Source organism: Bifidobacterium apri (assembly GCF_009299485.1).
GTDB lineage: Bacteria > Actinomycetota > Actinomycetes > Actinomycetales > Bifidobacteriaceae > Bifidobacterium > Bifidobacterium apri.
Window position 1 is genome coordinate 100,638 of sequence record NZ_WBSO01000002.1, and the last position, 26,145, is coordinate 126,782.

A 26,145-nucleotide genomic window follows, 5' to 3' on the forward strand; every position below is an offset into this window, starting at 1 on the left:
CAGGTTCACCGCTTCGAATCAGCCTTATCCCCTCACTGACGAAGGAATCATCATGGACACTGACGATATCGGGCAGCAGCCGGACGAACGGCGTGAATCCGGAAATCCGGACGAGGCAACTCGCAGCGCCGCGCCCACCCCACGCGCAATCGGCATGTATAACGATGCGGCGACCGTCGATTTCACCGTCAGTCAGACGCGACAATTTCCACCAGCCGGCGATGCAGCCCAGCCGATCAGCGGAATGCCAGGACACGCCGTCGCTTCCGACGCGTCAACAGGCGCAGACGAAGCGGACGTGAACGGAGCGCATCCAGCGGATCCAGACCAACGCCAACAGGCGGATGCTGCGGCGGAACAGAACACACCACAGGACGCGCAGAACATACCGGATGTGCAACACGGAAAACGCGGTTCCAAACATCGGGGGAAGACCGGGAAGACCAAGAAGACCGACAAAACCGGGAAAACCAGCGCATCCGGGAAGCCAGGCATGAGCAAACCTGCCCGGCGCATCATCGCAGCCCTAGCCGCCATCGTGATCTTCCTCGCAGGAGCGGGAACGGCGATCGCCATCACCACATATCGGCAACACCAGGAGGGCGCGCGGCAAACAGGCACCGAAAGTGGCACGAGCACAGCGACACCTTCGGGGGCAAGCTCCTCCGGCACCGCGACCCCGGCGGATTACATCAAAGCGATGCAATCATTCACCGCGAATGCCGACGCCGGCACACTCGCCTACGATGTCACAGGCAAAACCACCACGCTCGCCGCCAAGGACACCCCATACGGCAAACACGGCAAGCTGTCCGTAGGCAAGGTGGACGGCTTGTCCGCACCGACAATACTCGACGCGCACGGCATGCCCTTCCAGCTGCGCGGCGCAAGCACCCACGGCCTGCAATGGTTCCCGCAATACGTCAACAAGGACGCTTTCCAGTCGTTGCGCGACGAGTGGGGCATCAATATGGTGCGATTGGCTGCGTACCCACGGGAAAACGGGTATCTGCAGGGCGCCCAAGCCCAGATGGATAGCACCATCGAACAAGGCATCCAGGCGGCGACCGATCTGGGCATGTATGTCATCATCGATTGGCATGTGCTCAACTACAATCCCAACGGGGACGCCGATCAAGCCGAATCATTCTTCAAGACATACGCCCAGAAATACAAGTCCTACGGCAACGTGATCTTCGAAGTATGCAACGAGCCCACCGGCACCCCATGGTACGACGGCTCAGGCAATGATATCTACAGCTATTGCAGCCGCATGGCCAAAGCCATCCGAGACGCCGGCAGCGACGCGATCATCCTGTGCGGAACCAACACCTGGTCGCAAGAAGTTGACGCGGTCGCCAGCAAACCGCTGTCCGCGGATGGATTCGACAACATCATGTACGTGCTGCATTTCTACGCCGCCACTCACAAGGACGATCTGCGTGCCAAACTCGAAACTGCGCTGAAGTCAGGCACACCGGTGTTCGTCAGCGAATTCGGACTGTGCGACGCGTCAGGCAACGGCGCAATCGACCAAGCCAGCGCGAACGCATGGATGACGCTGCTTGCACGCAACAATATCAGTTACGCGGCTTGGGCGCTCTCCAACAAGGCGGAAACCGCCGCCTTCTTCAAGCCGTCCGTCACCGCGACTTCCCGATGGACCGGCAATGATCTGACGCCAAGCGCAATCTGGCTGATCAACACGAGCCGAACGCTCGCGGATGCCACCAGCAAGGCGGCCGCAGGCGATTCGACCGCCAACGGGTCGAACGCCTCCTCGGCCACGGCGAAAAAAGACAGCAAGAAGCCATCGGCCTCCGCATCATCTTCGGCAGCGGAATCCGCCGGATTACAAGCGACGGCAACGATACGCAACCAATGGAATTCCGGAGCGACCTACGCAATCACCGTGAGCAACACGTCCGGAAGCAAGCATGAAGGCGCCTGGCAGGTCGCGTTCGATCTCGATGCCGATATCGCCGACATCTGGGGCGGCAGCATCGTCAGCCATGAAGGCACACACTACGTGGTCGCGCCCATGGATTGGAATACGGCGATCGAAGCGGGTGCGAGCGCGGAGATCGGATTCAATGCTTCCAGCACCGGACAAGCCGCGCAACCGCAACATCTCAGCGTGCAGTGACGGCCTCGGGGGGCGATTCTTCGCGGCGACGCAGGGTACGATGTCGTGGGCGGTTATTGCATATTGCGCCGCGGTGATACCGCCTTTCATGCGGTTTTCATGCGGAGTCAGCGGAGTCAGCGGATTCAATGGATTCAATGGATTCAATGGATTCGACAGGTGCACAGGTTCAACAACTTCCACGCACTTCCAGCGACGTCCAACGATTTCCTTTGGAATCTGTCTTGAAATTCCGCATCAGAAGCCCCACTCGACAGGGCTTCGTCATACCATGGATATGACAACCGTGGAATATATCACGGATAGATCGCGGCTCAGCACGGGGACGAAGCGCCGGGGCGTGGCCGCATCCGCGTCCCGACCACGGCCGCCAGACGAGTCAAGGAGCATGTCATGACCGACTACCAATCACAACCGCCGCTGCCACAGCCGCCACAATCTCAGCCGACGCAGCCTCAGACACCGCAATACCCCAATGCCCAGCAGCAGACGGACGCCCCGCAGTATGCCTCGCAATACACCGCGCAGCCGGACGCCCCACAATACGACCAGCAGTACGCCGCACCGCAATACCCCACCGGAACGCCGTACCCGCCGACGCCACAGTACGCCCCGCAGGCGCAAGCTCCCATGCCCGCCTCCGCCCAGCCATACGGCGTCACCAGCCTCGGCGGATGGGTCGGCACGATCATCCTGTCCGCCATCCCACTGGTCGGTTTCATTCTGCTGATTTGCTGGGCAGCCGGCATGGGTGGTGAAGAGCATCGCGATCGCCGCAACTGGGCGCTCGCGCAACTCATCATCGGAGTGGTGGCGTTCCTCCTCGTCATCATCATCACCGCGGCGACAGGCTTCTCCCTCACGCAGATGTTTGATCAGTACTGATCCGCGAACCCGCGATTCGGACAATATATGAACATATGGAAGGGGCGCCGCACGAGCCAGTGTGGCGCCCCTTCCATATGTTGTCTATCAGCTCTGTCGGCTCGTTAATGCCGGTCAGACTGATTCACCGATGGCAGCCTGGCCGGTATGCCGACCGGTACGACGGCGACGCGTTACTTGCGATCGCCATAGCCTTCCGGATGGCTCGAATGCCAAGCCCATGCGGAAGCAATGATCTTGTCGATATTGTCGAACTGCGGCTTCCAGCCGAGCACCTCACGCGCCTTGTCGGAGGCTGCGATCAACGTATCCGGGTCGCCGGGGCGGCGCGGCGCCATTTCAGCGGGGATCTCCTTGCCGGTCACGCGACGGGCGGCCTCGAGGATCTGCAGATTCGAGAAGCCGGTGGACGAGCCAAGGTTGAACGCCGAAGACTCATTGCCCTCGCGCAGGTACTTGACCGCCAGGATATGCGCGTCCGCAAGGTCATACGGGTGCACGTAGTCGCGCACATTGGTGCCGTCAGGCGTGTTGTAATCATTGCCGAAAATCTTGAGCATATCGCGCTTGCCCTGCGCCACCTGCAGCACGATCGGCAGCAGATGCGTCTCCGGATTGTGATCCTCACCGATCGAGCCGTCAGGCTTGGCGCCGGCGACATTGAAGTAGCGCAGCGCGACAAACTTGATGCCGTAGGCGAGGTCGGACCAGTGCATGATCTTCTCCATCATGAGCTTGCTCTCGCCGTACGGGTTGATCGGCTTTTGCGGGTCAGTCTCGCGGATCGGCATTTTCTCGGGGATGCCGTAGGTGGCGGCGGTCGAGGAGAAGACGATGTTCTTCACGCCCACTTCATTCATGACTTCAAGCAGCTTGATCATGCCTGCGGTGTTGTTGTCGAAATATTTGAGCGGCTTCTTCATCGATTCGGCCACCAGCGAGTATGCGGCAAAATGGATGACCGCGTCGACATCCGGGTTCTCCTTGAACACGGTGCGCATGAAATCCTGATCGGCGATGTCGCCCTGATAGAACTTCGCCGCTGGATTGACGGCGGCACGATGACCAGTGACCAGGCTGTCAACGACCACGACCTTCTCATCCGTGGTGTTGACCAGACGGTCGACCATATGCGAGCCGATGTAGCCGGCTCCACCGAGGACCAATACTGCCATAGTTGCTCCTTGTACGTCATGTTCGCAACCCGCATATGCGGGAAACCAACCACCAGTGTACGCCGTAAGGCCTATTCCGAGACGGCGCACACGGGGAATGTTGCCTTCACCGCGGTATCGCACACGGACGATGTCAACATCCCGGCGCTGTGCGACACGCAGTCGCACAGCGGACAGATATCCGCCACCTCCCCACAAACCATCTACGCAAAATCCACCACCACCCCTCACAAACTGTCTACGCAAAACCCACCCCCAGCGTAGACAGTTTGTGGAGGATGACAACCAGACAAACAACCACACCGCCATACGACCCGACAATCACACCGCAGACGAATATCCGTCACCTCCCCACAAACCATCTACGCAAAACCCACCACCAGCGTAGACAGTTTGCGGAGGACGACAACCAGACGGGCGAGAGCTGCGCAGACAGCCACGCACCCGACCACCCCAACCGGCCGGATACCCACCCAGCCTCTCCACCGGATACCTGCCCAACCCCGCCACCGGATACGCGACGACCCTGACGCCGCGATGTAGCCGGCGGTTGATATGTTGGTTACTAGCGAATCCCCCGTTTCCACGGTTTTGGAAGGAGCTTTGGCTTGTCAGCTGAACTCGAAGACATCCACGAAGAGTGCGGTATTTTCGGCGTCTGGGGACACCCGGATGCTGCCCGTCTCACCTATTTCGGTCTGCACGCATTGCAGCACCGCGGCCAGGAGGGCGCCGGCATCGTTTCCAACGACAACGGCCATCTCATCGGACATCGCGGGCTCGGCCTGCTCACCCAGGTATTCTCCGACGAGCATGAAATCGAACGGCTCAAAGGAGACAAGGCCATCGGCCACGTCCGTTACGCGACCTCCGGATCCGGATCGGTGGACAACATCCAGCCGTTCCTGTTCCGTTTCCACGACGGCGACGTCGCGCTCGGCCACAACGGCAACCTCACCAACTGCGTGAGCCTGCGCCGCAAATTGGAGGACGAAGGCGCGATCTTCCACTCCAATTCCGACACCGAAGTGCTGATGCACCTGATCCGCCGTTCCAACGCCCCCACGTTCATGGACAAGCTCAAGGAAGCGCTCAACAAGGTTCACGGCGGTTTCGCCTATCTGCTCATGACCGAGCACGCGATGATCGGCGCACTCGACCCGAACGGCTTCCGTCCGCTGTCGTTGGGCCGCATGAAGAACGGTGCATACGTACTGGCGTCCGAAACATGCGCGCTGGACATCGTCGGAGCCGAATTCGTACGCGATATCGGCCCGGGCGAAATCATCGTCGTGGATGACGAAGGCTACCATATGGACCGTTACACGACCAACACCCAGCTGGCGATCTGCTCGATGGAGTACATTTACTTCGCGCGTCCGGACTCCAACATCTACGGCGTCAACGTGCATTCAGCCCGTAAGCGTATGGGCGCGATCCTCGCCAAAGAGTCCCCTGCCCCCGCCGACATGGTCATCGCCGTGCCGAACTCCTCGCTGTCCGCGGCATCCGGCTTCTCAGAAACCAGCGGCCTGCCCAACGAAATGGGCCTGATCAAAAACCAGTACGTGGCTCGAACCTTCATCCAGCCGACGCAGGAATTGCGTGAACAAGGCGTCCGGATGAAACTGTCCGCCGTGCGCGGTGTCGTCAAAGGCAAAAGCGTCGCGGTAATCGACGATTCCATCGTCCGTGGCACCACATCACGACGAATCGTCCAACTGCTGCGCGAAGCCGGCGCCCGCGAAGTGCATATGCGCATCTCCTCACCGCCGCTGAAATACCCCTGCTTCTACGGCATCGACATCCAGACGACCAAAGAACTGATCGCCGCGAAGAAGTCAGTCGAGGAAATCCGTGAATATATCGGCGCCGATTCGCTGGCGTTCCTGTCATTGGACGGTCTGGTCGAAGCCATCGGTCTGCACGCGGACGCTCCGTACGGCGGGTTGTGCGTCGCATACTTCAACGGCGACTACCCGACCGCGCTCGACGATTACGAAGAGTCGTTCCTCAAGTCCCTGACCCCTGAGGACCGCGTGAGGATCGCCAAGTTCGCGCATGATAAGAGCCACTATCAAGGCAACGAGTTCAGCGCGGACATCACCACGCTGCAAGCACAACTGGCGAAGGCCTGACATGATGCCGCTGCAATCGTTCGCGGATGCAGCGGCATCGTCATGCCTGCACCGATCGCCGGTACGCGGTGCCGTGCATAACTCAGTCAACCCCAATACCCCAAACCCGGATACGTATCCAAGAAACATCCAAGAAAGGTAAGTCATGCCAGAAGCGTATGAGAAGGCAGGAGTCAGTGTCGAAGCCGGCTACGAGGTGGTCAAGCGCATCAAATCGCATGTCGCGCGCACGAACCGCCCCGGCGTGGTCGGCGGCATCGGCGGTTTCGGCGGCCTGTTCGATCTGGCCTCCCTCGGCTACCGCGAACCGGTGCTGATTTCCGGCACCGACGGCGTCGGCACCAAGCTTATGGTCGCGAAGATGGCGAACAAGCACGACAAAATCGGCATCGACTGCGTTGCCATGTGCGTCAACGACATCGCCGCCCAAGGCGCCGAGCCGCTGTTCTTCCTCGATTACATCGCGTGCGGCAAGAACGATCCGGCGCTGCTCGAACAGGTCGTCTCCGGCGTGGCTGACGGCTGCGTGCAATCCGAATGCGCGCTCATCGGCGGCGAAACCGCGGAAATGCCAGGCATGTATGACCCGGACGAGTACGATCTCGCCGGTTTTGCCGTCGGTGTCGCCGAGAAATCCGATATCGTTGACGGATCGACGATCACCGAAGGCGATACGCTGATCGGTCTGCCGTCCACCGGCGTGCATTCCAACGGCTTCTCGCTGGTGCGCAAAGCACTGTTCGAACAGGCCGGTTACACGGTGGACACCACGCTCGACGAGCTCGGCGGCAAAACCGTAGGCGAGGTGCTGCTCACCCCGACCAAGATCTATGTCAAGGCGCTCAAGCCGCTGTTCGCGGAGCATCTCATCAAGGGCGTCGCCCACATCACCGGCGGCGGATTCATCGAAAACATCCCTCGCATGATCCCCGACGGCCTGGCCGCGAGCATCAATCTGGACGCCTTCCCCGTCCCGCCGATTTTCGATGTCATCGAACGCGCGGGCGAGGTGGATCATATGGAGATGTTCAACATCTTCAACATGGGTATCGGCATGGTACTCGCCGTGGACTCCTCCAAAGCTCAAGCCACCCTCGACCTGCTCAAGGCCAACGGCGAGACCGCCTATGAAATCGGCTCCATCGTCGCCAAGAACGACAGCGACGTCGAACTTCACTGAACATCAACGTCCGAACGAAAGGAACGCGCAAACATGGGAATGAAGGTTCTGGTCATCGGTTCAGGTGCACGCGAACACGCCATCGCGCATGCGCTGCTCAGCGGTCCAAGCGTGAGCGAAGTGACGGTCGCCCCCGGCAATCCGGGGATGCGGCTCGACGGCATCAACACCACGCAGCTTGACCCGTCCAATCACGCAGCCCTGATCGACTTCGTCAAAGACAACCAGGTCGATTGGGTGTTCGTCGGTCCGGAAGTGCCGCTGATCCAAGGCATCGTCGATGATTTCGAAGCGAACGGCATCAAAGCGTTCGGCCCGAGCAAAGCAGCCGCACAGATCGAGGGATCCAAGGATTTCGCCAAACAGCTGATGGAACGCCACGGCATCCCGACAGCGAAATACCACACCTTCGACGAGCTTGCCACGGCCGAAGCGTACGTGCGCGACCATGGCGCCCCGATCGTGGTCAAGGCCGACGGTCTGGCCGCCGGCAAGGGCGTGACGGTCGCCATGGATCTCGACACCGCCCTCAAAGCGCTGGAGGATATCTTCGTGGATCACCGTTTCGGCGCCGCGGGTGCGAAGGTAGTGATCGAGGATTACCTCGAAGGCCAGGAATTCTCGCTGATGAGCTTCGTGAATGGCACCGAGTTCTGGCCGATGCCGATTTCGCAGGACCACAAGCGCGCCTTCGACGGCGACAAGGGGCCGAACACAGGCGGTATGGGCGCGTACAGCCCTGTGCCTCAGATCAGCAAGGATGTGGTCGACACCGCGATCGAGACGATTGTCCGCCCGACGGTTCAAGCGATGGCCGACGAGGGCACGCCATTCACCGGTATTCTGTACGCCGGGCTGATCGCGACCGCCGACGGTCCGAAAGTCATCGAATTCAACGCGCGATTCGGCGACCCGGAAACCGAAGTGGTGCTCCCCCGCCTGACCTCCGATTTCGGCGCAGGAATCAACGCAATCCTCAACGACGAAACCCCGACCTTCACGTGGGAGGATGACAACAAGACGACGCTCGGTGTGGTGCTCGCCTCGAACGGCTACCCGACCAACGTGATCAAGGGCGCAGCAATCCCCGAAATCCCGGTCGACGAATCCAGCCACGTGTATTACGCGGGTGTCACCACGGATGCCGACGGTAAGCTGGTCGCCAATTCCGGGCGCGTCCTGCTGCTGGAGACCACGGCAGACGATATCCGTGCCGCACAGGACAAGATCTACGGTGTGCTCGACACGCTTGACACCACCGGCATGTTCTACCGTCACGATATCGGAGCCAAGGCCCTGAACGCGTGAACGGCTGAATGAGCGGGCGCAAGATTTCGCAGACTCCTGCATGAGCGGGCGCGATTGTACAAACGCCTCAGCTCCTGAACAAACGAGCGGCCAATCTACACCCCAAACACCTAGACTGACCTAGGCTGACCGCTCTCGCCTTCTATACAAACTGGCTACGCTAGCAACCCGCTCAGCGTAGCCAGTTTGTGTATCTGCTCGCGTATTTCCGGGCGACTGCCATCGACATCAGTTGCCTGAGCGAAATCCCGGCGCGATATATCGCAGCCCTCATCACAAACTAGCTACGCTAACAGTCCACCCAGCGTAACCAGATTGTGATGAAGGACGAGAGCACCCACCTACACAAACCACCTACACAAACCAGCTACACAAACCAGCTACGCTAACAGCCCACCCAGCGTAACCAGATTGTGATGAAGGACGGGAGTGCCCACCTACACAACCCACCTACACAACCCACCTACACAACCCACCTACACAACCCACCTACACAAACTAGCTACGCTAACAGCCTGCTTAGCGTAGCTAGTTTGTGAGAAGAGGCTCGGGGACCCCGGAGACGCCAGAAGCCCCAGAGACACCAGACGCCAGAGACCTCTGCGGACTACATGCGCACATCAGTACATCAGTGCTGCACTGCCCCGCTACCCGAGGGTCATGGGTACACAACCCGTACGCCAAGACTGGTACGCATAAGCACTGTCCCGCTACCCGAGGGTCATGAAGCCGAGTGACTTGAGATACCCCTTGCCTGCCGTGATGTCGTACTGGATGAGCTTGTAATCCTCCATCAACTGCTTGGTGTCACTGTCGAAATCGGATTCAGCCATCGGGTTGCCGTTCGAATCCAGATAGATGTCTTGGCCTTCAGGGATACGGTCCCAGCCTTGGATCTTATTGGCAACCGGCGGTTCCATCGCGGAGATCTTCTCATGCATGAGCGTGAGGAACGCGATATACGGCGACACTTTCGCGTTCATATGCTCCGCCGTTTGCGCAATGAAGAAGTTCGGCGAAGAATACTCGCTGTTGCTCACCTTGGTGCCTTGGGTACCGGAAGCCTTGTTCGACCAGATGAAGTAATCGGTCTCATGCAGGACGACCGAATTGTCGGTATCCTCGCTGGCGGTTTTGTAAATGCCGGGCAGATGATCACCGTAGAAGACCACGGTGACCGGCTTGTCCAGCTTGTCCAGCTTGTCGAGGAACTCCTTGGTCGCTTTGTCGGTCAGGCTCACGCCCTTGGCATAGGTTTCGATGGATTCAGTCTCCGTCTTGCCAAGCCGGCTATCGGGATCAGTCGACTTCACCTTGTACTGGTTGTTGGAATACCATTTCTTGTACGGCATGTGGTTCTGCATGGTGATGATCTGCACGAACTGGTTGCTGTCCGTCGCGGAAATCGCCTCATACGCGCTCTTGTATGTGGATTCGTCGCTCACATACGGCGATTTGCCGATCTTGCTCTGGTATTTGATGATGTCGGAACCTTCAAGCGCATAGAAATGTGAGAAGCCGAACTTCTTGTAGTTCGTCGCACGCGAATACATGGACGGCTCATAGGGGTGGAAGGCGATGGAGTTCGCCGACGACCCCCACAACTGGTTGATGGTCGGCGTCCACGATTCACTGGGCACCAGCTGTTGGTACGGGCTGGTCAGCGAGGAGCTGAAGTTCGCCATGCTCAAACCGGTAAGCCCCATGTATTCAAGGTTCGCCGTGCCGCCGCCATAGCCGCTGGACAGCATCAGTCCGCTGGTGGTGCCTTGTTTGATTGAGCGGATGTTCGGCATGGTGTCCTCGTTGAGTTTGATGCCCGGGACACGCGAAGGGTCGGAGAAGGATTCCGACAGGATGTACACGACTGTGCTGTCGGTGAGATTGTTGGAACGGCTTGCGTTGATGGTTTTCGCCTCGGCAGCGTATTTCGCCGCGAGTTTCTTCATCGTCGCTTCGCTGTAGTTCTTCGGCTCTTCCATGACGTCAGGGTTCATCTGACGCAGGAACGAGGTCACGACGCCATTGCGCTGCGCGTCATAGACCGAATCCCACATGGACGGGGTGTCGCCGAGCCATGAGGAGAAGTTGCGCGCCCACGAGCCCACGGTGCCTGCCTGGGCGGTGTACAGCCCCAAGAACATCACCGGCAGCACGATGAGCAGGATGCGCGTAATCGCCCCGAGGGACGCTTCACGCGCCGAGCCGCCGCCCCGGATCATGCTGCCGTGGCGCCCGTCGATATGGCTGAGGAACACGAACAGCGCGATGAACACGACGATGCCGATGACGACACCGGCGATCAGTCCTGTCGATCCGGTGGGGATGAAGCTGACGATATCGCCCGTATTCGACTGCAGGAAGTTCATATCAGACGGCAGAATCGCTTCATACCGTGATTCGACCTTGAAATGGTCCGCCACGGCGATGACCGAGGCGAGCGCGAGCACAATCGGCGACGCGACCCAGATCCGGTTGGTGAGCATGAGCAGCGCGAGGTAGAACAGGCCGACCAGGATGAGATTGAGCACGAAGACGAAGTTCAGGTTCGTGAACATCTTGCCGACGATGCTCCACGCACCCAGGAGCGGGCTGGAGAGCTTTACGCGCGTGCTGTTTTCCGTGACGCCCGTCTGCATGATGAGCACCGCGGCCATATCGACCACGATGAACACCACGGCGTACAGCCAGTTCGCGAAGGGTTTGCGCGGTTTGCCGTTCTTGTCGCGCGGGCCGCCGTTGAGCAGGTCGTCGTGGCTGGTGGTCTCGATCTTGAGTTCTTCGATCGGTGGCGTATCCGGTGTCGCCGCGGTGTTGTCCGTGTCACCGCCCGTCATGCCGGTCGTATCGTGTGGTGTTGTGCTTGTGGCGAAATCATGGTCATCGTTGGTACGAGTCATGTGGCCTTTCCTTATCTCGCCCCGGATGCGTCGTGCGCGTCGGGGTGCCGTCTGGATGCAAACGACGGTCCCGTTGGACCAACCTAGGACATTGTCCACGGTAGAAGCGACAAAACGCGCGCTCTACCAGCATTTGTACAGGCTTCGACGAGCCGTCCCGGGGGGTCATCCTCACGAATGATTGCACTTTGCCGGAAGCGTTATTATCGTGGCGGTGTTCCAGCCAAACCAACCCCGGAAAGGAAGCGGTTGCGGTGAAATCACTCATCAATATTCATCTGCTCAACGGCTGGTTTCCTCCTACCCTCTTCGCGTTGACGGCGTTGAGCATCCTGCTGGTCGTCGTTCTGCCTCCAGCGCACCACGGAACCCCACGACGACGGGTGCCCGTACGCCTACGTGAACTCATTGCCGGCTTGGCAGGATTCTGTGTCGGCGGGCTGGTCATCTGGCTGTTGTCTGATGTCTTTCTCGTCTTTGGTGTGAGCCTTGGATGGATGGTGATGCTCATCATCGCCATCGGTATCGGCGCAGTCGCATTCGCCGTATGCGCGGCTGTGGGCTCCCACGGATTGAGACGCGCCACCGCCTGCGTGATGGCGGTGCTGTCCCTGCTCAGTTGCGCTGTACGCGTAGACATGGTGTACGGCGAATACACCACGCTCGGTTCGTTGTTCGGTATGGCCGCGTTCAAGGAAATCTCGTCCTCACACATCAGCGGCAAAGCATCGATGACCGTCAACGAATGGAAGCGGCTCGCCGAACGGGGCTCGCTGCCGTCCATGCCGCACACCGGCGAAATCAGAACCGTTGACATTCCAGCGACCGCCTCGCATTTCAAAGCGCGCAAAGCCGACGTGTATCTGCCGCCCGCCGCGCTGAGCAGCAAACCGCCGGCGCTGCCGGTCATGGTGATGCTCGCAGGCCAGCCGGGAAGCCCAGACCGGTTCTTCAACGCGAGCGGCATCGCGACGACGCTCAACGACTATGCGGCGGCACATCACGGGCTGGCGCCGATTGTCGTCTCCCCCGACCAGAACGGCGCGGCGACACAGAACTCCCTGTGCGCGGACACCCCGGTCTACGGCAAGGCCGAAACCTACCTGACCGTGGATGTCACCAGATGGATCCGCAGAACCTTGCCGGTTTCAACGTCCCCGAGCGACTGGCTGATCGGCGGATTCTCGCAGGGTGGAACATGCAGCACCCAGATCGGGCCGGCGCATCCGGGCATCTACGGGCATATCTACGCGGCGGACGGCGAGCTCGCCCCCACCGATCATGACCGTGCGACCACCATCACACGGTATTTCGGCGGCGACGAAAAGCTGTACCAGCGGCATGTGCCGACCGACATCATCAAACGCAACGCCCCGTCCACGCAAACGTTGTTCAGCATCGCCGGCGAATGGGATGCTGCGTCGCAACGCAATGCCGCCATCATCGCCAAAGCCGCGAAACGCGCCGGCATGACCGTCCATCTGGCTACGGCGAAAGGGTCGGGACATGACTGGCATACGGTGAATACCGGGCTTGCCGCGGTCATCGACCGGTTCTGCGCACAAAGCGGCATCGGTACGGACCGACGCGGGCTGAGCACCTACCCGAATCTTCAGATGCTCCCGGTGGATGGCTGAGCGCGGGCGGCGGGCACCGTGAACAAACCCGCGGATTATCGGATTATCGGATCATCCGCAATCGGCAATCGGCACCAATCTTCATCGGACGCCTGATCGCAAACAACCCACCCAACAACAAACAACCCAATCGGAAATAATCCAACAACAAGCAATCCAAGACGAGCGACCACTATGACCCAAGCACAGCAACACACACCACAGACCAAACCGGCACCGCATCAAACCAAACCGACGCCACATCAAGCCGGCTGGAATGCACTCAACATCGACGCCCGCGACTGGTGGGCGAGCCATTGGGCGGGACCGATCGCGGCCATCGCGCTCGTCGCACTCAATATTGCGGTATGGATCTGGCAGTTCGCCCACCATGTCATCCGCCGTCCGCAAGACATGACCATGCTGCGCATGTTCGGCAACCATCTGCGCCCGGGGCAACACGATACAACCGGGCAGTTCCTCAAACTGTTGTCGTCCATGGTGCTTGTGCGGGGACCGTTCGCGCTCGTGCTCTACACGTTCGCGGTTCTCGTGATCGTCTCGGCGGCGCAAGCAGCGCTCGGCGTCGCCCGAACGCTGGCCACTTCGCTGCTGGGGGCAATCGCCGGATCGGCGCTGGGACTCGGGTTATGCGTCATCATCACGAACCTGTGGGATGCCGAATCATGGTATGCCGTGCAACGTCTGCCGTTCTCGCTGTCCCCGCTGACCCTGTTCATTGGCGCTCTCATGGCTGCCAGCGCGTTCGAATCACTGCTGTGGAAGCGACGCATCCGCCTGATCGGCTACGCCTTCGTGCTTGCAGGACTGCTGTTCAGCGGCAATCCGGGCGATTACTGTACGCTTGCCGCCGCACTGGTCGGGCAGGCCGCAGGAGCGCTTATGGCCCGCCGTCAGGGCCACGCCCAGCCTTCGGCACGCGAACAATGGTGGCATGGCACTGATTATGAGGTACGCCGGCTGATCGCCGCCATCCAGCTGATATTCGCGTTCGGTCCGATCCTCGCCCTCGTGTCCAGCTCGCATGACGGTCCGCTGTCCACCTTCGGATTCTTCCTGTCCGGGCTCGTCGGCGACGAGGATCTTGCCGGCGTATGCGCCGACAATATGCGTGCAAGCAGCTGCGTGTCGATGGCGAAGCATTACCATTTCGCGATGACCGGCATATGGACCCGTACCATCCTGCTGGTGGTCGCTCTGTCCATCCTCGCGTGGGGCCTGTATCGCGGCCGCCGGCTCGCCGCGCATGTGAGCATCGTGCTCAACGGCCTGACCGTAGCCCTCTCGCTCATCTATTGTGTGGTGTTCCCGCTGCTCGACAGCGCCATCATGCCAATCGACGCCGAACTGCGAGTCGCCCTGCTGCAACTGTTGGTGGCCACCGCACTGCCTTCGCTGGTGTTGCTCGTGGCGATTGTCATGAATATGGATCATTTCTCGGTGTTGACCGCCCGCTCGCGCATCCGCCGGGGTGTGGGAACCATCGGCATGACGCTTCTGGTCACCGCTGGCGGATTCCTGACATTTGGCATGCTCGACCGCGATGCGTACACCCCGCATGCCACCTTCGGCATGCTGCTGCGTGACCTGCCGCACCGGTACTTGCCGATGGGCTTGATCGGGTCGAGCCGGTTGCACATGCATTCGACCACGATGATATCGATGGTGATCAATCAGCTGCCCGGACTGGTGTTCTGGATTGTGGTGCTCGTGGTGTTCCTGCTGTGGTTCCGTGACGCCGTATCGTTGAACACAGCCGACCGCGAGCGCGCCAGCGAGCTGGTGGAGCGTGGCGGCGAGTCGATGAGTTTCATGACCACATGGGAAGACAATCACTACTGGTTCTCGCCGAGCGGACGGTCGGCGATCGCCTACCGGGTGAGCCATGGCGTGGCCCTGACCGTAACCGGACCGTTCGGAGATCCAGGCGAATTCGACACGTCGCTGCGTGAATTCATGCGCTTCTGCGAGCGCAACTCGTGGTCGCCGGCCTTCTACGCGGTGCACGACAACGCTCGCGAGACTTTGGAATCGTTGGGATGCTCGTCCATCCAGGTGGGTACGGAAATGCTGGTCATCCCCAGCACGTGGCAGACGCGCGGCAAGAAGTGGCAGGATATCCGCACGGCGATCAACAAGGCGCATCGCAGCGGCATGACCGACGTGCTGACCACGTTCAATGAGGCGCCGTGGGAGGTGCGCGAGCAAATCATCGGCATTTCCGAGCAATGGGCGGAACTGAAATCCTTGCCGGAAATGAAGTTCACGCTCGGCGGTATCGAAGAGCTGCGCGACCCCCGCGTCATGCTGCTGTATGCGATTGACGCCGATGGCGTGGTGCAGGGCGCGACCAGCTGGCTGCCGACCTACCGCGACGGCAAAGTCATCGGTTGGACGCTTGATTTCATGCGGCATCGCACGGACAGCCCGAACGGGATCATGGAGTTTCTCATCGCCCGTATGGCCGAGCGCCTGCATGAGCAGTGCGTCGAGGAGCCTGATCAGGCGCCGCAGTTCATGAGCCTGTCCGCCGCCCCGCTTGCCGGCATCGGCGACAATACCGCCGATCCTGAGGATGTGGCGGTGCTTGAGCACGCGCTGCAAATCGTGGCCGATACGCTTGAACCTGCGTACGGGTTCAAGTCCTTGTATTTCTTCAAGCGCAAGTTCCAGCCGACGCCTTCGCCGATCTACGTGTGCTATCCGGATGCGGCCGCGCTGCCGCGCATCGGGCTTGCCGTACTATCCGCGTATTTGCCGGGACTCAAGCCCTCGCAGATCCCGGATATGCTCAAGTCGCTGCGTCCCGCGCCGAAAGCCAAGGGACATGGGCACCAGTGAGATTGAGCAGGCTGACCGCCTGTCGCTGAGTTTCTGCCTCTGCCGACGCTGAGGGCCTTGTCAGCGTCGGCAGAAGGTTACGGCCATGCCACTACCGACACTCAGACCCCCGTCAGCATCGGCAGAAGATATCGTTCTGTTTCCACCGACACTTATCGTTCTGTTTCTGCCGACACTGAGTATGCCGTAAGCGTCGGCAGAAGGTTACGGTTTCCTGCTGTTTCAGGCGAATCTAGCCCGACTCAAGCCTTCTGAGCACGTGCGAACGATGCGACCAGCGCGGTCATCCAAGCGGTCAGCGTGCTGTATTGCTTGGGCATCTGCTCGGTGAGCTTGACCTGGTGCACTCCGCCGTGCTGTGCAGATGCGATCAGTTGCTTGGTGGTGGCATTGGATTCCTGAGTATTGACCACAAGCAACGCCACCGAACCTGCCTGGAGCTGCTTGCTGAATGCAGTGACATCGCCGGAGGCGGGTTCGCTTTCATTGGCGACCGCCTGCGCGTATCCGGCCGGCGTGGCATCCACCAAGCCCAGATCTTGAGCCAGATAAGCCGCCACGGACTCGGTGGCTGCATACTTCTTGCCGTCGAGCCGCTGCTTCGCCTCGGCGATGGCGGATTCCAAGGTCTTCTCCTTATCTTGCCACGTTTTGAGCTGCTTGGCGTATTCCTCGGCGTGAGCGGCATCGCTGTGCTGGTATGCAGCGGCGATTGCTTTGGCCGTCGCGGTGCGTACCGCCGCGGAGAACCATACGTGTGGATTGTCGCCGTCGTGTTTGCCGCCGCTTTCGGCCGCGTTCACGACCTGCGCTTTCGTGGATGCCGCGGCTTTCGTGGCCCAGCTGTCGTATCCGGCGCCGTTGACGATGATGACGTCTGCCTTGGAGAAGGCTGCGATGTCGGCGCTAGTCGGCTCGTAATCATGCGCTTCTACTGCGGTGCTGTTGATGATGTTGGTCACGTTGACATGGGAACCGCCGATCTGACTGGCGACTGAACCCCACTGGTTGATGCTGGCGACCACGTGAAGCGAACCTGACGTATTGGACGCGGTCGTGTTCGCTGGCCCACACGCCCCCATCGCGGCAATCAATCCTGCCGCTGCGATACATACCGTCGCCTGTGCAATACGTCGATACTTCCTGATTCCCGTCATATCTGCTCCTGATGCTCTCTTGGTGATGCGATGCGACGGATTGCCGCATCATCTGACGACACCAGATTATCGTTAATGATAATTATTATCAATTACAGCGTGTCGAAACCACCTGCCGACACTGACAGCACACTCAACGTCGGCAGAAACAAGAACAGAACCTTCTACCGACGCTCACACCCACCTCAGCGTCGGCAGAAACAGGATCGCGACCCTCTACCGACACTGACCGGCACCTCAACGTCGGCAGAAACAGAACGCCGACACTGACAGCATGCTCAGCGTCGGCAGAAACAGAACGCCGACACTGACAGCATGCTCAGCGTCGGCGGAAACAGGAAGATGGGACTTACCGACGCTCGATGGCAGAGTTCCGGGTCGGCTGCGTGGCACGCTTATGTTGGCAGTCAGAGCACAGGCCGAAAATCTCCAAGGTGTGCGAATTGATCTTGAAACCGTGGGAGCGGGCGATCTGGCGCATCCACTCCATATCCGGCGGCTCGATTTCGATGGTTTTCCCGCAGCCGCTGCAAATCAAATGATGATGATGCGAATCATCATCACAAATGCGGAACATCTGCTGCCCGTCCAGCCGCACAGTGTCCACCGCCCCGGATTCGGCAAGCGAATTAAGCTGCCGATACACCGTGGCAAGCCCGACGGACGCCCCGGAATCAGTGAGCCTACGATGCAGTTCCTGCGCCGAGACAAAACCCTCACACCCGCGCAACTGCTGCAATAACGCGTCCTTCTGCCGCGTATGCCGCGCAACACCATGCTCACTCATATCCACGCCCTCTCATATCCGGACATCACAACCATCGCGAACGAACTGCACCGCGATAGTACAACCAACCCGCACCCGGGGCAAGCCCGGTACGCCGACGGCCGGCATACCGTCTCCAGTATGCCGGCCGTCAAACCAGACCGCCCGAAGCAGCCCAAGCCGCAGCAATCAGCACATTCAGCGCAAATCGTCCCAGCAGCCCGTCGCTTCAAGCGCCGCAACCGCAGCCTGGGTATCATCGCACAGCACGGTGATATGCCCCATCTTGCGGTCATGCCTCACTTCGGCCTTCCCATAATCATGCAGATGCCATTCGGGATGCTCCGGGATAAGCGCGCGCGTCGGCGCCACATGTTGACCGAGCACGTTGACCATGACCGCCGGGCTGAGCAGCTTCGGCTGAGGTAACGGCCAGCCCGCGATCCCACGAATATGCTCGTTGAATTGGCTCTCCGAACACGCCTCGATGGTGTAATGCCCGGAATTATGCGGACGGGGCGCCAGCTCGTTGACAATCACACGATCGTCTTTCGTCACGAACAGTTCGATCGCAAGGATACCGGAAAGCTCAAAACCCTTCGCCAGCCTGACGGCAAGCTCATGCGCCTGACGCTCGACCTGCGGCGAAACAGCGGCGGGGGCGATCGTCATATGCAGGATGTTGTTGCGATGTTCATTGCGCACCATCGGGAACGTCACGAAATCACGCCCATTGCCGGCGACAAGAATCGAAGCCTCGAACGCGAAATCGACGAAGCCTTCCAAAATGGATGGCGGGAACATGCCTTCGCGCCGCGCCCGCTCACGGACTGCGGCGAAATCCTCCGGACCGTGCAGTACGGTCTGCCCATGGCCGTCATAGCCGCCGGTACGGGTTTTCAACACCGACGGGTAACCGATTTCCCCGATTGCGGCTTCAAGCTGGTCGATGCCGTCGACCTGACGCCACGGGGCCGTCTCCGTACCATGCTCGTTAATGAAGGTCTTCTCATGGACACGGTCCTGCGTCACGCGCAGCAGATCCGTACCCTGCGGGATGGCGACAAGGTGACGCACATCATCCAGCGCATCCGCATCAACGTTCTCAAACTCATAGGTGAGCACGTCACTGCGTTCTGCGAGCTCGCGAATCGCCGCGACATCGTCATACTCGGCGGTCACCTGGAAATCCGCCACCTGGGCTGTGGGGCAGTCAGGGGTCGGGTCAAGCACGCCGATGCGGAAACCCATCTGGCGCGCGGACAAGGCCATCATGCGGCCAAGCTGACCACCACCGACGATGCCGATCGTCGAACCCGGCTCGAGATAAGCGATACGCCCGTTGGTTTCCTCAGACAAGCTCGGCATTGGACTGTGCCACCTTCTCCTTGAGGCTTTCGCGATACGCCTTGAGTTCGTCGGCAAGCCGCCCGTCGGTGATGCTCAGGATGCTCACCGCAAGCAGACCGGCGTTCGTGGCGCCGGAATTGCCGACCGCCGTCGTCGCGACAGGGATGCCACCGGGCATCTGCACGATGGACAGCAGGGAATCCCACCCGGACAGCGCATGCGAGCGCACCGGCACGCCGATGACCGGCAGCGTGGTCTGCGCGGCGACCATGCCAGGCAGATGCGCTGCCCCGCCGGCGCCGGCGATGATGACCTTGATGCCCTTATCGCGCGCGGAATGCGCGAAATCCGCCATGAGTTCAGGCGTACGGTGGGCGGAGATCACCTGCTTCATGTACGGCACTTTGAACTGGTCAAGCATCTCACAGGCGTGCTTCATGGTCTCCCAATCGCTCGCCGAACCCATAATCACAGCAACTTGCGGCGTTTCTTCAGCCATTCCTACCTCCAGATCGGACAGAGTGGACGCGTACTCACCACTGTACGCAACGGGTCCGAAAAGCCCCTGACGATTTACGAAGAAACTGGGGGTATTTTCCCCGCTGAAAACCGAAGCGCCCTGCGTGGTCTACAATTCCGAATCTGGGACAAGCGGAAGGAGCAAGCGTATGGTTGGCGGTTTTTTGGAGCATATTTCGAGCCCCGCCGACGTCAAAGCGCTTGATTCCGGGGATTTGCCCGCCCTATGCCAAGAGATCCGTACAACCCTGGTGCGGTACGGCAAGTTGCACGGCGGGCATATCGGTTCGAATCTCGGCATCGTCGAGGCGACTGTGGCCTTGCACCGCGTGTTCGATTCGCCGCTTGACAAAATCGTCTTCGATGTCTCGCACCAAAGTTACGTGCACAAAATGCTCACCGGACGGGCGCCCGCTTACACGGATGAACGGTTGTTCGGCACGGTGACCGGGTTCACGAACCCTCAAGAAAGCGAGCATGACATGTTCGTGCTCGGCCACACCGGCACGTCGATTTCACTGGCATGCGGACTGGCGAAAACCCGCGACCTGATGGGCGGGCTTGGCGACGCAAGCGGCACGCGCAACGTGATCGCTGTCATCGGCGACGGGTCGCTGAGCAGCGCCATTGCGTTCGAGGGGCTGAACAATGCGGCTGAGCAGGGCACGAATATGATCATTGTCGTCAACGACAACGAGATGTCCATCGCCGAGGATTTCGGCGGCATGTACGGCCAGCTTGCGCGGCTGCGCGCATCCGGCGGCACATCGCAACCCAATATCTTCAACGCGTTCGGCCTTGATTACCGGTATGTCGAGGACGGCAACGACGTGACCGCGCTGGTGAAAGCGTTCAGCCAGGTCAAAGATATCGACCACCCGATCGTCATCCATATCCACACCGCCAAAGGCTTGGGCCTTGACGCCGAGGACGCCGCCGCCGGCGTGAAGGAAGGCCGGTGCGAAGCCAATCACTGGCAGGATCCATTGGCCCGGCAGGGCTGTCCGCTCGGCGCGCGCAAGCATTACGGCCATCTGGCCATGGCGCAGCTGGAGCCGCGATTCGCCGCCGAGCCAGGACTTGTCGTCATCTCCCCCGCCACCCCGGGGTCGAACGGCATCACGCGCGAGTTCCGCGAGCGTGCGGGACGCCATTACGTGGATACCGGCATCACCGAGGAGCATGCAGTCGCCTTCGCCTCGGGCATCGCGAAAGCCGGCGGCACGCCCGTGCTGGCGACGAGCGCGACCTTCTTCCAGCGCACCTTCGACCAGTTGCAGCAGGAATTGTCGCTCAACGGGACGCCGGTGACGCTTCTGGTGTTCGGCGCGGGCATTTCCGGCGCCGACAACACGCATTCCGGCGCGTTCGACATCCCGATGTTCGCCAATATTCCTGGTTTGACGTATCTGACCCCGACAAGCGGCGCCGCGTTCCTGTCCATGCTTGACTGGTCGACCACATCGCGCGAACATGGGGCGGTTGCGATTCGCGTGCCGGGCGAGCCGATTCTCGCCGCCGAACGGGCGGCCGATGCTGACGGTGTTACGTATCCGCGATATCGCGGTGCCGTAACGGCAGTGGACGCGGGTGGCAAGGCCGGTGGTGCAACCATGCCGTTCGCCCAGTACCGGGTGACCCGACAGGGTTCGGATGTCGCGATTTTCGGCTTGGGCAACATGTATCCGCTTGCCGAGCGTATCGCAGCGCATTTGGCCAAGACGAGCGATGACGGCGCCGCACCGATCAACGCGACGGTCATCGACCCGCAGCAGTGCACCAGCCTCGACACCGCGTGCCTTGAGGCGTTGCGCAAGCGTCATTCGCTGGTCGTCACGCTTGAGGATGCACAGATGTCCGGTGGCTGGGGCGAGCAGGTGACCACGTATTACGCGAACCAGGACGCCCTGAACTCTGCGGATGGTAACGAGTGCATGCGCGTGCTGAACTTCGGCGCCGCCAAAGAATTCACCGACCGTGTGCCCGCGCAGGACCTATACAAGCGGTACAGCCTGACCGCACCGCAGGTTGAGCAGGCCATCCGCTCCGCGTTGCGACAGCATCTTTGCGAGTAGCATCTTTTCGAATTGCCATGACGACCCGGATTGCACCGGCCTACTGATTCGATTTGATGGCGTCGAGGGCGGGGACGCGCACCGCCTTGTTCGCCGGACCGAACCCGGAAATCAGGCTGATCAGCGTGGCAAAGGCGATGGCGAACACGTACAGCCACCATGGAATCACCGAAATCCGCGCCGACTCATCGCCGGTTCCGTTGCCCAGGATCGCCCACTGCAGGTGTTCCGTGCTCACGCCCCCATAACGGATGAGATTGATTGCCAAGGAAATCACAGCACTCACCAAGCAGCCGATCACGCCGCCGATCACGCCGATTGCTCCGGCTTCCACAAGAAACATCGCGCGGATGTCATGGACCGTGCAGCCGAGCGCTTTCATGATACCGATTTCACGCACCCGTTCGGTGACGGACATAACCATGGTGTTGGCGATGCCGATGGCGGCGACCACCAGCGCGACCGCACCGATACCGCCCAAAATCAGCTGAATCGAGCGGGTTTGCTCTTTAAGCGAGTCCAGCATGTCCCGGCTCGAGGAGGTCGTGAACCCCATCGTCCTGATCTGGGATTCGACGTCCGCGACATGGTCGATATCCTGCACGCGCACGAGCGCCGAATCATACGCCAGCGAGCTCGTCGCCGCACCTGGCTGGATTTTCGCGACAAGGTCCTTCAACATGCCGATGTCCATGAGCAGACCGGATGATGTGGCCTGTCCCTTGCCATAATCCTCCTTGAGCAGCCCGGAAACCTGGATTTGTGTGCCGGAACCGGAAGCCGACGCCGTATTTTCCGTCGTGGTGGCGGTGGACGATGACGACGTGCTTCCGGAATCGTCGGAGGGTGCGGCAGCCACGGTGATTTTGGTCGTAAGGATATTGAAGAACGGGTCCTGTACGTCCGACTTATCCCGGCAGCCGTTGGCGCGCTCCTCAGCGGTGCAGGATTCGGCGACATTCATCGGGGCCACCCGGTAGTTGTCGCCTTCAAGGCGCAAACTATCTGCGAAATCGTATGCCGTGTACTGCCCGGCAAGCACCTCGCCTTGACGCTCAGGTTTGTGCCCGGAGACCAGCTTGTATCCCATGGCGTCGAACTGGGCCATGTCGATGGCCTCGATCGTCCCGGCATCGTTGGTGTACCGGTTGGCGGGACCTGCGGTAAGGCTCGCCGACGGGTAGGTGATGTGGCCGGTGGCTGCGGCGACGTACTGCAACGAGCGGAAATCCTTGACGGCCTTGTCATCGAGCCGCGCAGTCGCCGTGCCGGAGCTGTCAGCCATCCCCATGGGACCGGCAGCCTGCATGCCGCCGGCGCTGTTCGTACCGGTGACGGTGATGATGGTCAAATCGCCCATCGAGGCGAGCATCTGCTTGTTCTGTTCATCGATGCCGCTGCCAAGCGAAACCATGGTGACGATGGAGCAGCAACCCACCACCACACCGAGCACGGTGAGTATGGTGCGTGATTTGCGGCGGAACAGGTTCTGCCGACACAGGTGCACGAGGTCGGAGAATCTCATGAGCGCTCCCCCAGCTGCGAGGCGATCACCTCAGTGGGAGCCTGTCGGTCGGTATCATCCGCGGCAGGGGTATCGGAGGCGTGCCCCTGCGCTTCCGGCGTGTCGCCGCCGTCCTGATCATCCTGCCAGTCATCCCACTGTTCGTCCATCGCTGAACGCTTCTTCTTGCGGTGACGCTTCACCAGCACCACAATCACGACAATCACCACAATCGCAACGGCCGCGACCGTGGGCATCAGCCAGACAGGTGTGCCCGGCTGTTCGTCCTGTATGTCCGCCGCGGTGTCGTCCATGGCGGGAGCAGGTTCGGCGACCGTGAGTTTGACCGGGAATTCCTTGGTTTTCTGCTGACCGTCGGAATCTTCATACGTAACAGTGATCTTCGCGTCCAAATCCCCACTGTCCGTGGGTGTGAACGCGTAGGCGATGGTTCCGCTGCCGCCGGAAGCGACGTTGCCGAGGTACTGCGTCTTTGATACGGTATCGAAGCCCTTGCCGTCCATCGTTGCTTCGACGTTCGAAATGTCGCCTTTGCCTTTGTTCACGTAGGCGAGGGTGATGGTGCTTTCCTGGCCGTTCTGTGCGTCATCCGGAATGACGGGGTCGTTGATCTGGAAGCGGTCGGGCTGACTGACAGGCACGGAGATCTTCTCGTCCACACTGTTGGAGCTGCGCTGGCCGGCATCCACGTATTCGTAACGGAAACTGACGACCACTGCCTGTGCACCGCTTTTCGCGTCAATCAGGGCCTGCATCGGCACGGTCTGGCTTTGCGTGGCGCCCGCGGCCAGCTGGGGCACGTAGAAGGTGTTCGTGCCGCCGGCGATGGTCAGCCCGTCACCGCCGTCCACGCCGATGACCATATTCTGGACAGCCACCGACCCCTTGTTCTGGAAGGAGAATCCGAGGTCGAACTTGCCGCCAGCCGGAACAGAACCGTCGCCGTAGGTGAAATTCGTGATGATGACATTCGGCACCGGGCCGGCGATGGGGGCTGCGCTCTGCCCGGAATCACCGCCAGCATTCTGGTCGGTGTCGTCAACGGGTGTGGCGTGCCGGGTTCCGGCATCCCCAGCGACGATGGTATCGGCTGCCGCCGCGGCGGCTCGGCCGGACGCCATCGCGCAGACGGGTGCGGACACGCAGGCCACAATCAGGGCGGCGAGCGCGATGAGCGCGATAATCGGCTTGACGACGATGATTCGGGGACGGTTCATGGTGGTCTTTCTCTCTGATTTTCGGAAAATTTGCTGTTGAGGAATGCCGCTGTGCGATTGACGCGGGGCACCCGGCTGCACGTGATATCGGCCTATTCGTCTTGCTCGGTGTCATGGACGATACGCCCGTCCAACAAGGTGACGATGCGATCCGCGTAGGCGGCCATATGCTCGTCATGCGTGACCAGCACGATGGTCTGGCCATTCTCGCGGGCGAAATCGCGGATCATGTCCATGATGTCGACTTTCGTCTTGGAATCAAGATTGCCGGTCGGTTCGTCGGCGAACACGACTTGCGGGCGGGTGACGAACGCGCGGGCGATACCAACACGCTGCTGCTGGCCGCCGGACATCTGCGAGGGGTAATGGTTCAGGCGCTTGCCGAGCCCGACGCGCCTGAGCATCGCCCGCGCCCGGGCTTCGCGCTCCTCGCGTGGCACCCCGCGGAACATGAGCGGCATCGCAACGTTTTCGACGGCGTTGAGTCCGGGTAGCAGATTGTAGGACTGGAAAACGAAACCGATGTGCTTTTGCCTGAATTCGGCGAGTTCGCGCTCGTCGAGCCGCGAGACGACGATGCCGCCGATCCGCACGCCTCCGCGCGTCGGGCGTTCCATACCGGCAAGCTGGTTGAGCAGCGTGGATTTGCCTGAACCGGATTCACCGTAGATGCAGCAGATCTGGCCGCGCGCGATGCCGAGGTTGATCCGGTCGAGGGCGATGACGTGTTCGGCGCCCATGACGTATTCCTTGCGCAGGTTGCGCACTTCGATCATCGGACGTCCGGAAGCGGGATGCGTGCCGTTGTGCCGTGCGGGCCGAGGAGCCGGGGTTGCGAGCACGCCCGAGGCATCCGGTGCAATCGATGCATCCATATTGGCCGTAGGTGGCGGCGATGCGAGCCAAGCCATAGGCGTCCCTTCTCATCTCACGGCCCCTCAACACAGCGGTGCCGCATTCATCACTTCAAGTATTCATCCGAGTATATGCCCGAACACCGCCATACGCCACCTGCCGATACCGCCGGCATGCCGTATGACGGGCGTCGGGCGCACGTCCCTGATGCTGCTATAATGGCACACGTTGTCTTACGGCCCCGTAGCTCAGTTGGATAGAGCAGGAAACTTCTAATTTCAAGGTCGTCGGTTCGAATCCGACCGGGGTCACTTTTCCATCAAGGTCGGCACGACCGTTTCGTTGCACAAACCGTCATCGCGGTCGCGTACGCAACCACCTCGTGCAACGCAGCTATCCCATGTATTCACTTCCTCCAAACTGTCTACGCTCAGACAGCTGTGAGCGTAGATAGTTTGGGAAGGGTGCGCA

The 26,145-nt window shown here is 60.5% G+C and carries 17 protein-coding genes and 1 tRNA gene; 9 read left to right on the forward strand and 9 right to left on the reverse strand.

Going from position 1 to position 26,145, the window contains the following annotated elements:
• Positions 1 to 52: 52 nt before the first annotated feature.
• On the forward strand, positions 53 to 2,146 hold the full coding sequence (locus DSM100238_RS01835; protein WP_152355047.1) for a cellulase family glycosylhydrolase: 2,094 nt from the start codon (positions 53 to 55) through the stop codon (positions 2,144 to 2,146).
• 393 nt (positions 2,147 to 2,539) lie between these two features.
• Positions 2,540 to 3,031 carry a hypothetical protein gene (locus tag DSM100238_RS01840; RefSeq protein WP_152355048.1) on the forward strand — a complete coding sequence of 164 codons (492 nt, stop codon included), beginning with the start codon at positions 2,540 to 2,542 and terminating at the stop codon, positions 3,029 to 3,031.
• A 173-nt stretch (positions 3,032 to 3,204) separates the two neighbouring features.
• Here DSM100238_RS01840 and galE read toward each other — a convergent pair whose 3' ends face one another.
• Positions 3,205 to 4,206 carry a UDP-glucose 4-epimerase GalE gene (galE, locus tag DSM100238_RS01845; RefSeq protein WP_152355049.1) on the reverse strand — a complete coding sequence of 334 codons (1,002 nt, stop codon included), beginning with the start codon at positions 4,204 to 4,206 and terminating at the stop codon, positions 3,205 to 3,207.
• Positions 4,207 to 4,814: 608 nt separating this feature from the next.
• On the opposite strand from galE, the gene purF reads away from it, so the two are divergent.
• The 3 genes from purF (at position 4,815) to purD (ending at position 8,832) form a co-directional block, all read left to right on the forward strand.
• Positions 4,815 to 6,344 (forward strand): amidophosphoribosyltransferase, encoded by a 1,530-nt coding sequence (gene purF, locus DSM100238_RS01850; RefSeq protein WP_152355050.1) that lies wholly within the window; start codon positions 4,815 to 4,817, stop codon positions 6,342 to 6,344.
• Positions 6,345 to 6,489: 145 nt separating this feature from the next.
• Entirely contained in the window at positions 6,490 to 7,524 is a 1,035-nt protein-coding gene (purM, locus tag DSM100238_RS01855) for a phosphoribosylformylglycinamidine cyclo-ligase (protein ID WP_152355051.1), read from the forward strand.
• Between the two features lie 33 nt (positions 7,525 to 7,557).
• Positions 7,558 to 8,832, forward strand: a complete 1,275-nt coding sequence (gene purD / locus DSM100238_RS01860) for a phosphoribosylamine--glycine ligase (protein ID WP_152355052.1) — start codon at positions 7,558 to 7,560, stop codon at positions 8,830 to 8,832.
• 710 nt (positions 8,833 to 9,542) lie between these two features.
• On the opposite strand, the gene DSM100238_RS01865 is transcribed toward purD, so the two are convergent.
• A complete protein-coding gene (locus DSM100238_RS01865) occupies positions 9,543 to 11,669 on the reverse strand; it encodes an LTA synthase family protein (RefSeq protein ID WP_376831009.1) in 2,127 nt (708 codons plus the stop codon).
• A 317-nt stretch (positions 11,670 to 11,986) separates the two neighbouring features.
• On the opposite strand from DSM100238_RS01865, the gene DSM100238_RS01870 reads away from it, so the two are divergent.
• Together DSM100238_RS01870 and DSM100238_RS01875 are read left to right on the forward strand one after the other, a co-directional pair.
• The gene (locus DSM100238_RS01870) at positions 11,987 to 13,369 is read left to right on the forward strand and encodes an alpha/beta hydrolase (protein ID WP_152355054.1); all 1,383 of its coding nucleotides are present in this window, start codon (positions 11,987 to 11,989) and stop codon (positions 13,367 to 13,369) included.
• A 174-nt stretch (positions 13,370 to 13,543) separates the two neighbouring features.
• Positions 13,544 to 16,210, forward strand: a complete 2,667-nt coding sequence (locus tag DSM100238_RS01875) for a bifunctional lysylphosphatidylglycerol flippase/synthetase MprF (RefSeq protein ID WP_152355055.1) — start codon at positions 13,544 to 13,546, stop codon at positions 16,208 to 16,210.
• Positions 16,211 to 16,452: 242 nt separating this feature from the next.
• On the opposite strand, the gene DSM100238_RS01880 is transcribed toward DSM100238_RS01875, so the two are convergent.
• The 4 genes from DSM100238_RS01880 to purE all read right to left on the reverse strand — a co-directional run bounded on the left by DSM100238_RS01880 (position 16,453) and on the right by purE (position 19,982).
• Positions 16,453 to 17,367 carry a metal ABC transporter solute-binding protein, Zn/Mn family gene (locus tag DSM100238_RS01880; RefSeq protein WP_152355056.1) on the reverse strand — a complete coding sequence of 305 codons (915 nt, stop codon included), beginning with the start codon at positions 17,365 to 17,367 and terminating at the stop codon, positions 16,453 to 16,455.
• 349 nt (positions 17,368 to 17,716) lie between these two features.
• Complete coding sequence (locus tag DSM100238_RS01885; RefSeq protein WP_152355057.1) at positions 17,717 to 18,154, reverse strand: Fur family transcriptional regulator; 438 nt, start codon at positions 18,152 to 18,154, stop codon at positions 17,717 to 17,719.
• 177 nt (positions 18,155 to 18,331) lie between these two features.
• Positions 18,332 to 19,501: a 5-(carboxyamino)imidazole ribonucleotide synthase gene (gene purK, locus DSM100238_RS01890; protein WP_152355058.1), complete on the reverse strand. Its 1,170-nt coding sequence runs from the start codon at positions 19,499 to 19,501 to the stop codon at positions 18,332 to 18,334.
• Positions 19,485 to 19,982, reverse strand: coding sequence for a 5-(carboxyamino)imidazole ribonucleotide mutase (gene purE, locus DSM100238_RS01895; protein WP_026502227.1), 498 nt, complete (start codon positions 19,980 to 19,982; stop codon positions 19,485 to 19,487). The genes purK and purE overlap by 17 nt, the downstream gene beginning before the upstream one ends.
• 169 nt (positions 19,983 to 20,151) lie before the next feature.
• Between purE and DSM100238_RS01900 the strand changes: the two genes are divergently transcribed.
• Entirely contained in the window at positions 20,152 to 22,077 is a 1,926-nt protein-coding gene (locus tag DSM100238_RS01900; protein ID WP_152355059.1) for a 1-deoxy-D-xylulose-5-phosphate synthase, read from the forward strand.
• A gap of 40 nt (positions 22,078 to 22,117) precedes the next feature.
• On the opposite strand, the gene DSM100238_RS01905 is transcribed toward DSM100238_RS01900, so the two are convergent.
• The 3 genes from DSM100238_RS01905 to DSM100238_RS01915 form a co-directional block, all read right to left on the reverse strand.
• Entirely contained in the window at positions 22,118 to 23,602 is a 1,485-nt protein-coding gene (locus tag DSM100238_RS01905; protein ID WP_152355060.1) for an ABC transporter permease, read from the reverse strand.
• Positions 23,599 to 24,819, reverse strand: coding sequence for a COG1361 S-layer family protein (locus DSM100238_RS01910; protein ID WP_152355061.1), 1,221 nt, complete (start codon positions 24,817 to 24,819; stop codon positions 23,599 to 23,601). The genes DSM100238_RS01905 and DSM100238_RS01910 overlap by 4 nt, the downstream gene beginning before the upstream one ends.
• A gap of 92 nt (positions 24,820 to 24,911) precedes the next feature.
• Positions 24,912 to 25,595: an ABC transporter ATP-binding protein gene (locus DSM100238_RS01915; RefSeq protein WP_152355178.1), complete on the reverse strand. Its 684-nt coding sequence runs from the start codon at positions 25,593 to 25,595 to the stop codon at positions 24,912 to 24,914.
• Between the two features lie 316 nt (positions 25,596 to 25,911).
• Here DSM100238_RS01915 and DSM100238_RS01920 point away from each other — a divergent pair.
• Positions 25,912 to 25,985 (forward strand) — tRNA-Arg (locus tag DSM100238_RS01920).
• Positions 25,986 to 26,145 lie beyond the last annotated feature (160 nt).

Bases quoted from the DNA above. Each gene is read 5' to 3' on its own strand.
- DSM100238_RS01835 (WP_152355047.1), top strand. From the start codon at position 53: ATGGACACTGACGATATCGGGCAGCAGCCGGACGAACGGCGTGAATCC.
- DSM100238_RS01840 (WP_152355048.1), top strand. From the start codon at position 2,540: ATGACCGACTACCAATCACAACCGCCGCTGCCACAGCCGCCACAATCT.
- galE (WP_152355049.1), bottom strand. From the start codon at position 4,206: ATGGCAGTATTGGTCCTCGGTGGAGCCGGCTACATCGGCTCGCATATG.
- purM (WP_152355051.1), top strand. From the start codon at position 6,490: ATGCCAGAAGCGTATGAGAAGGCAGGAGTCAGTGTCGAAGCCGGCTAC.
- purD (WP_152355052.1), top strand. From the start codon at position 7,558: ATGGGAATGAAGGTTCTGGTCATCGGTTCAGGTGCACGCGAACACGCC.
- DSM100238_RS01865 (WP_376831009.1), bottom strand. From the start codon at position 11,669: ATGACGGGCGGTGACACGGACAACACCGCGGCGACACCGGATACGCCA.
- DSM100238_RS01875 (WP_152355055.1), top strand. From the start codon at position 13,544: ATGACCCAAGCACAGCAACACACACCACAGACCAAACCGGCACCGCAT.
- DSM100238_RS01880 (WP_152355056.1), bottom strand. From the start codon at position 17,367: ATGACGGGAATCAGGAAGTATCGACGTATTGCACAGGCGACGGTATGT.
- DSM100238_RS01885 (WP_152355057.1), bottom strand. From the start codon at position 18,154: ATGAGTGAGCATGGTGTTGCGCGGCATACGCGGCAGAAGGACGCGTTA.
- purK (WP_152355058.1), bottom strand. From the start codon at position 19,501: ATGCCGAGCTTGTCTGAGGAAACCAACGGGCGTATCGCTTATCTCGAG.
- purE (WP_026502227.1), bottom strand. From the start codon at position 19,982: ATGGCTGAAGAAACGCCGCAAGTTGCTGTGATTATGGGTTCGGCGAGC.
- DSM100238_RS01900 (WP_152355059.1), top strand. From the start codon at position 20,152: ATGGTTGGCGGTTTTTTGGAGCATATTTCGAGCCCCGCCGACGTCAAA.
- DSM100238_RS01905 (WP_152355060.1), bottom strand. From the start codon at position 23,602: ATGAGATTCTCCGACCTCGTGCACCTGTGTCGGCAGAACCTGTTCCGC.
- DSM100238_RS01910 (WP_152355061.1), bottom strand. From the start codon at position 24,819: ATGAACCGTCCCCGAATCATCGTCGTCAAGCCGATTATCGCGCTCATC.
- DSM100238_RS01915 (WP_152355178.1), bottom strand. From the start codon at position 25,595: ATGATCGAAGTGCGCAACCTGCGCAAGGAATACGTCATGGGCGCCGAA.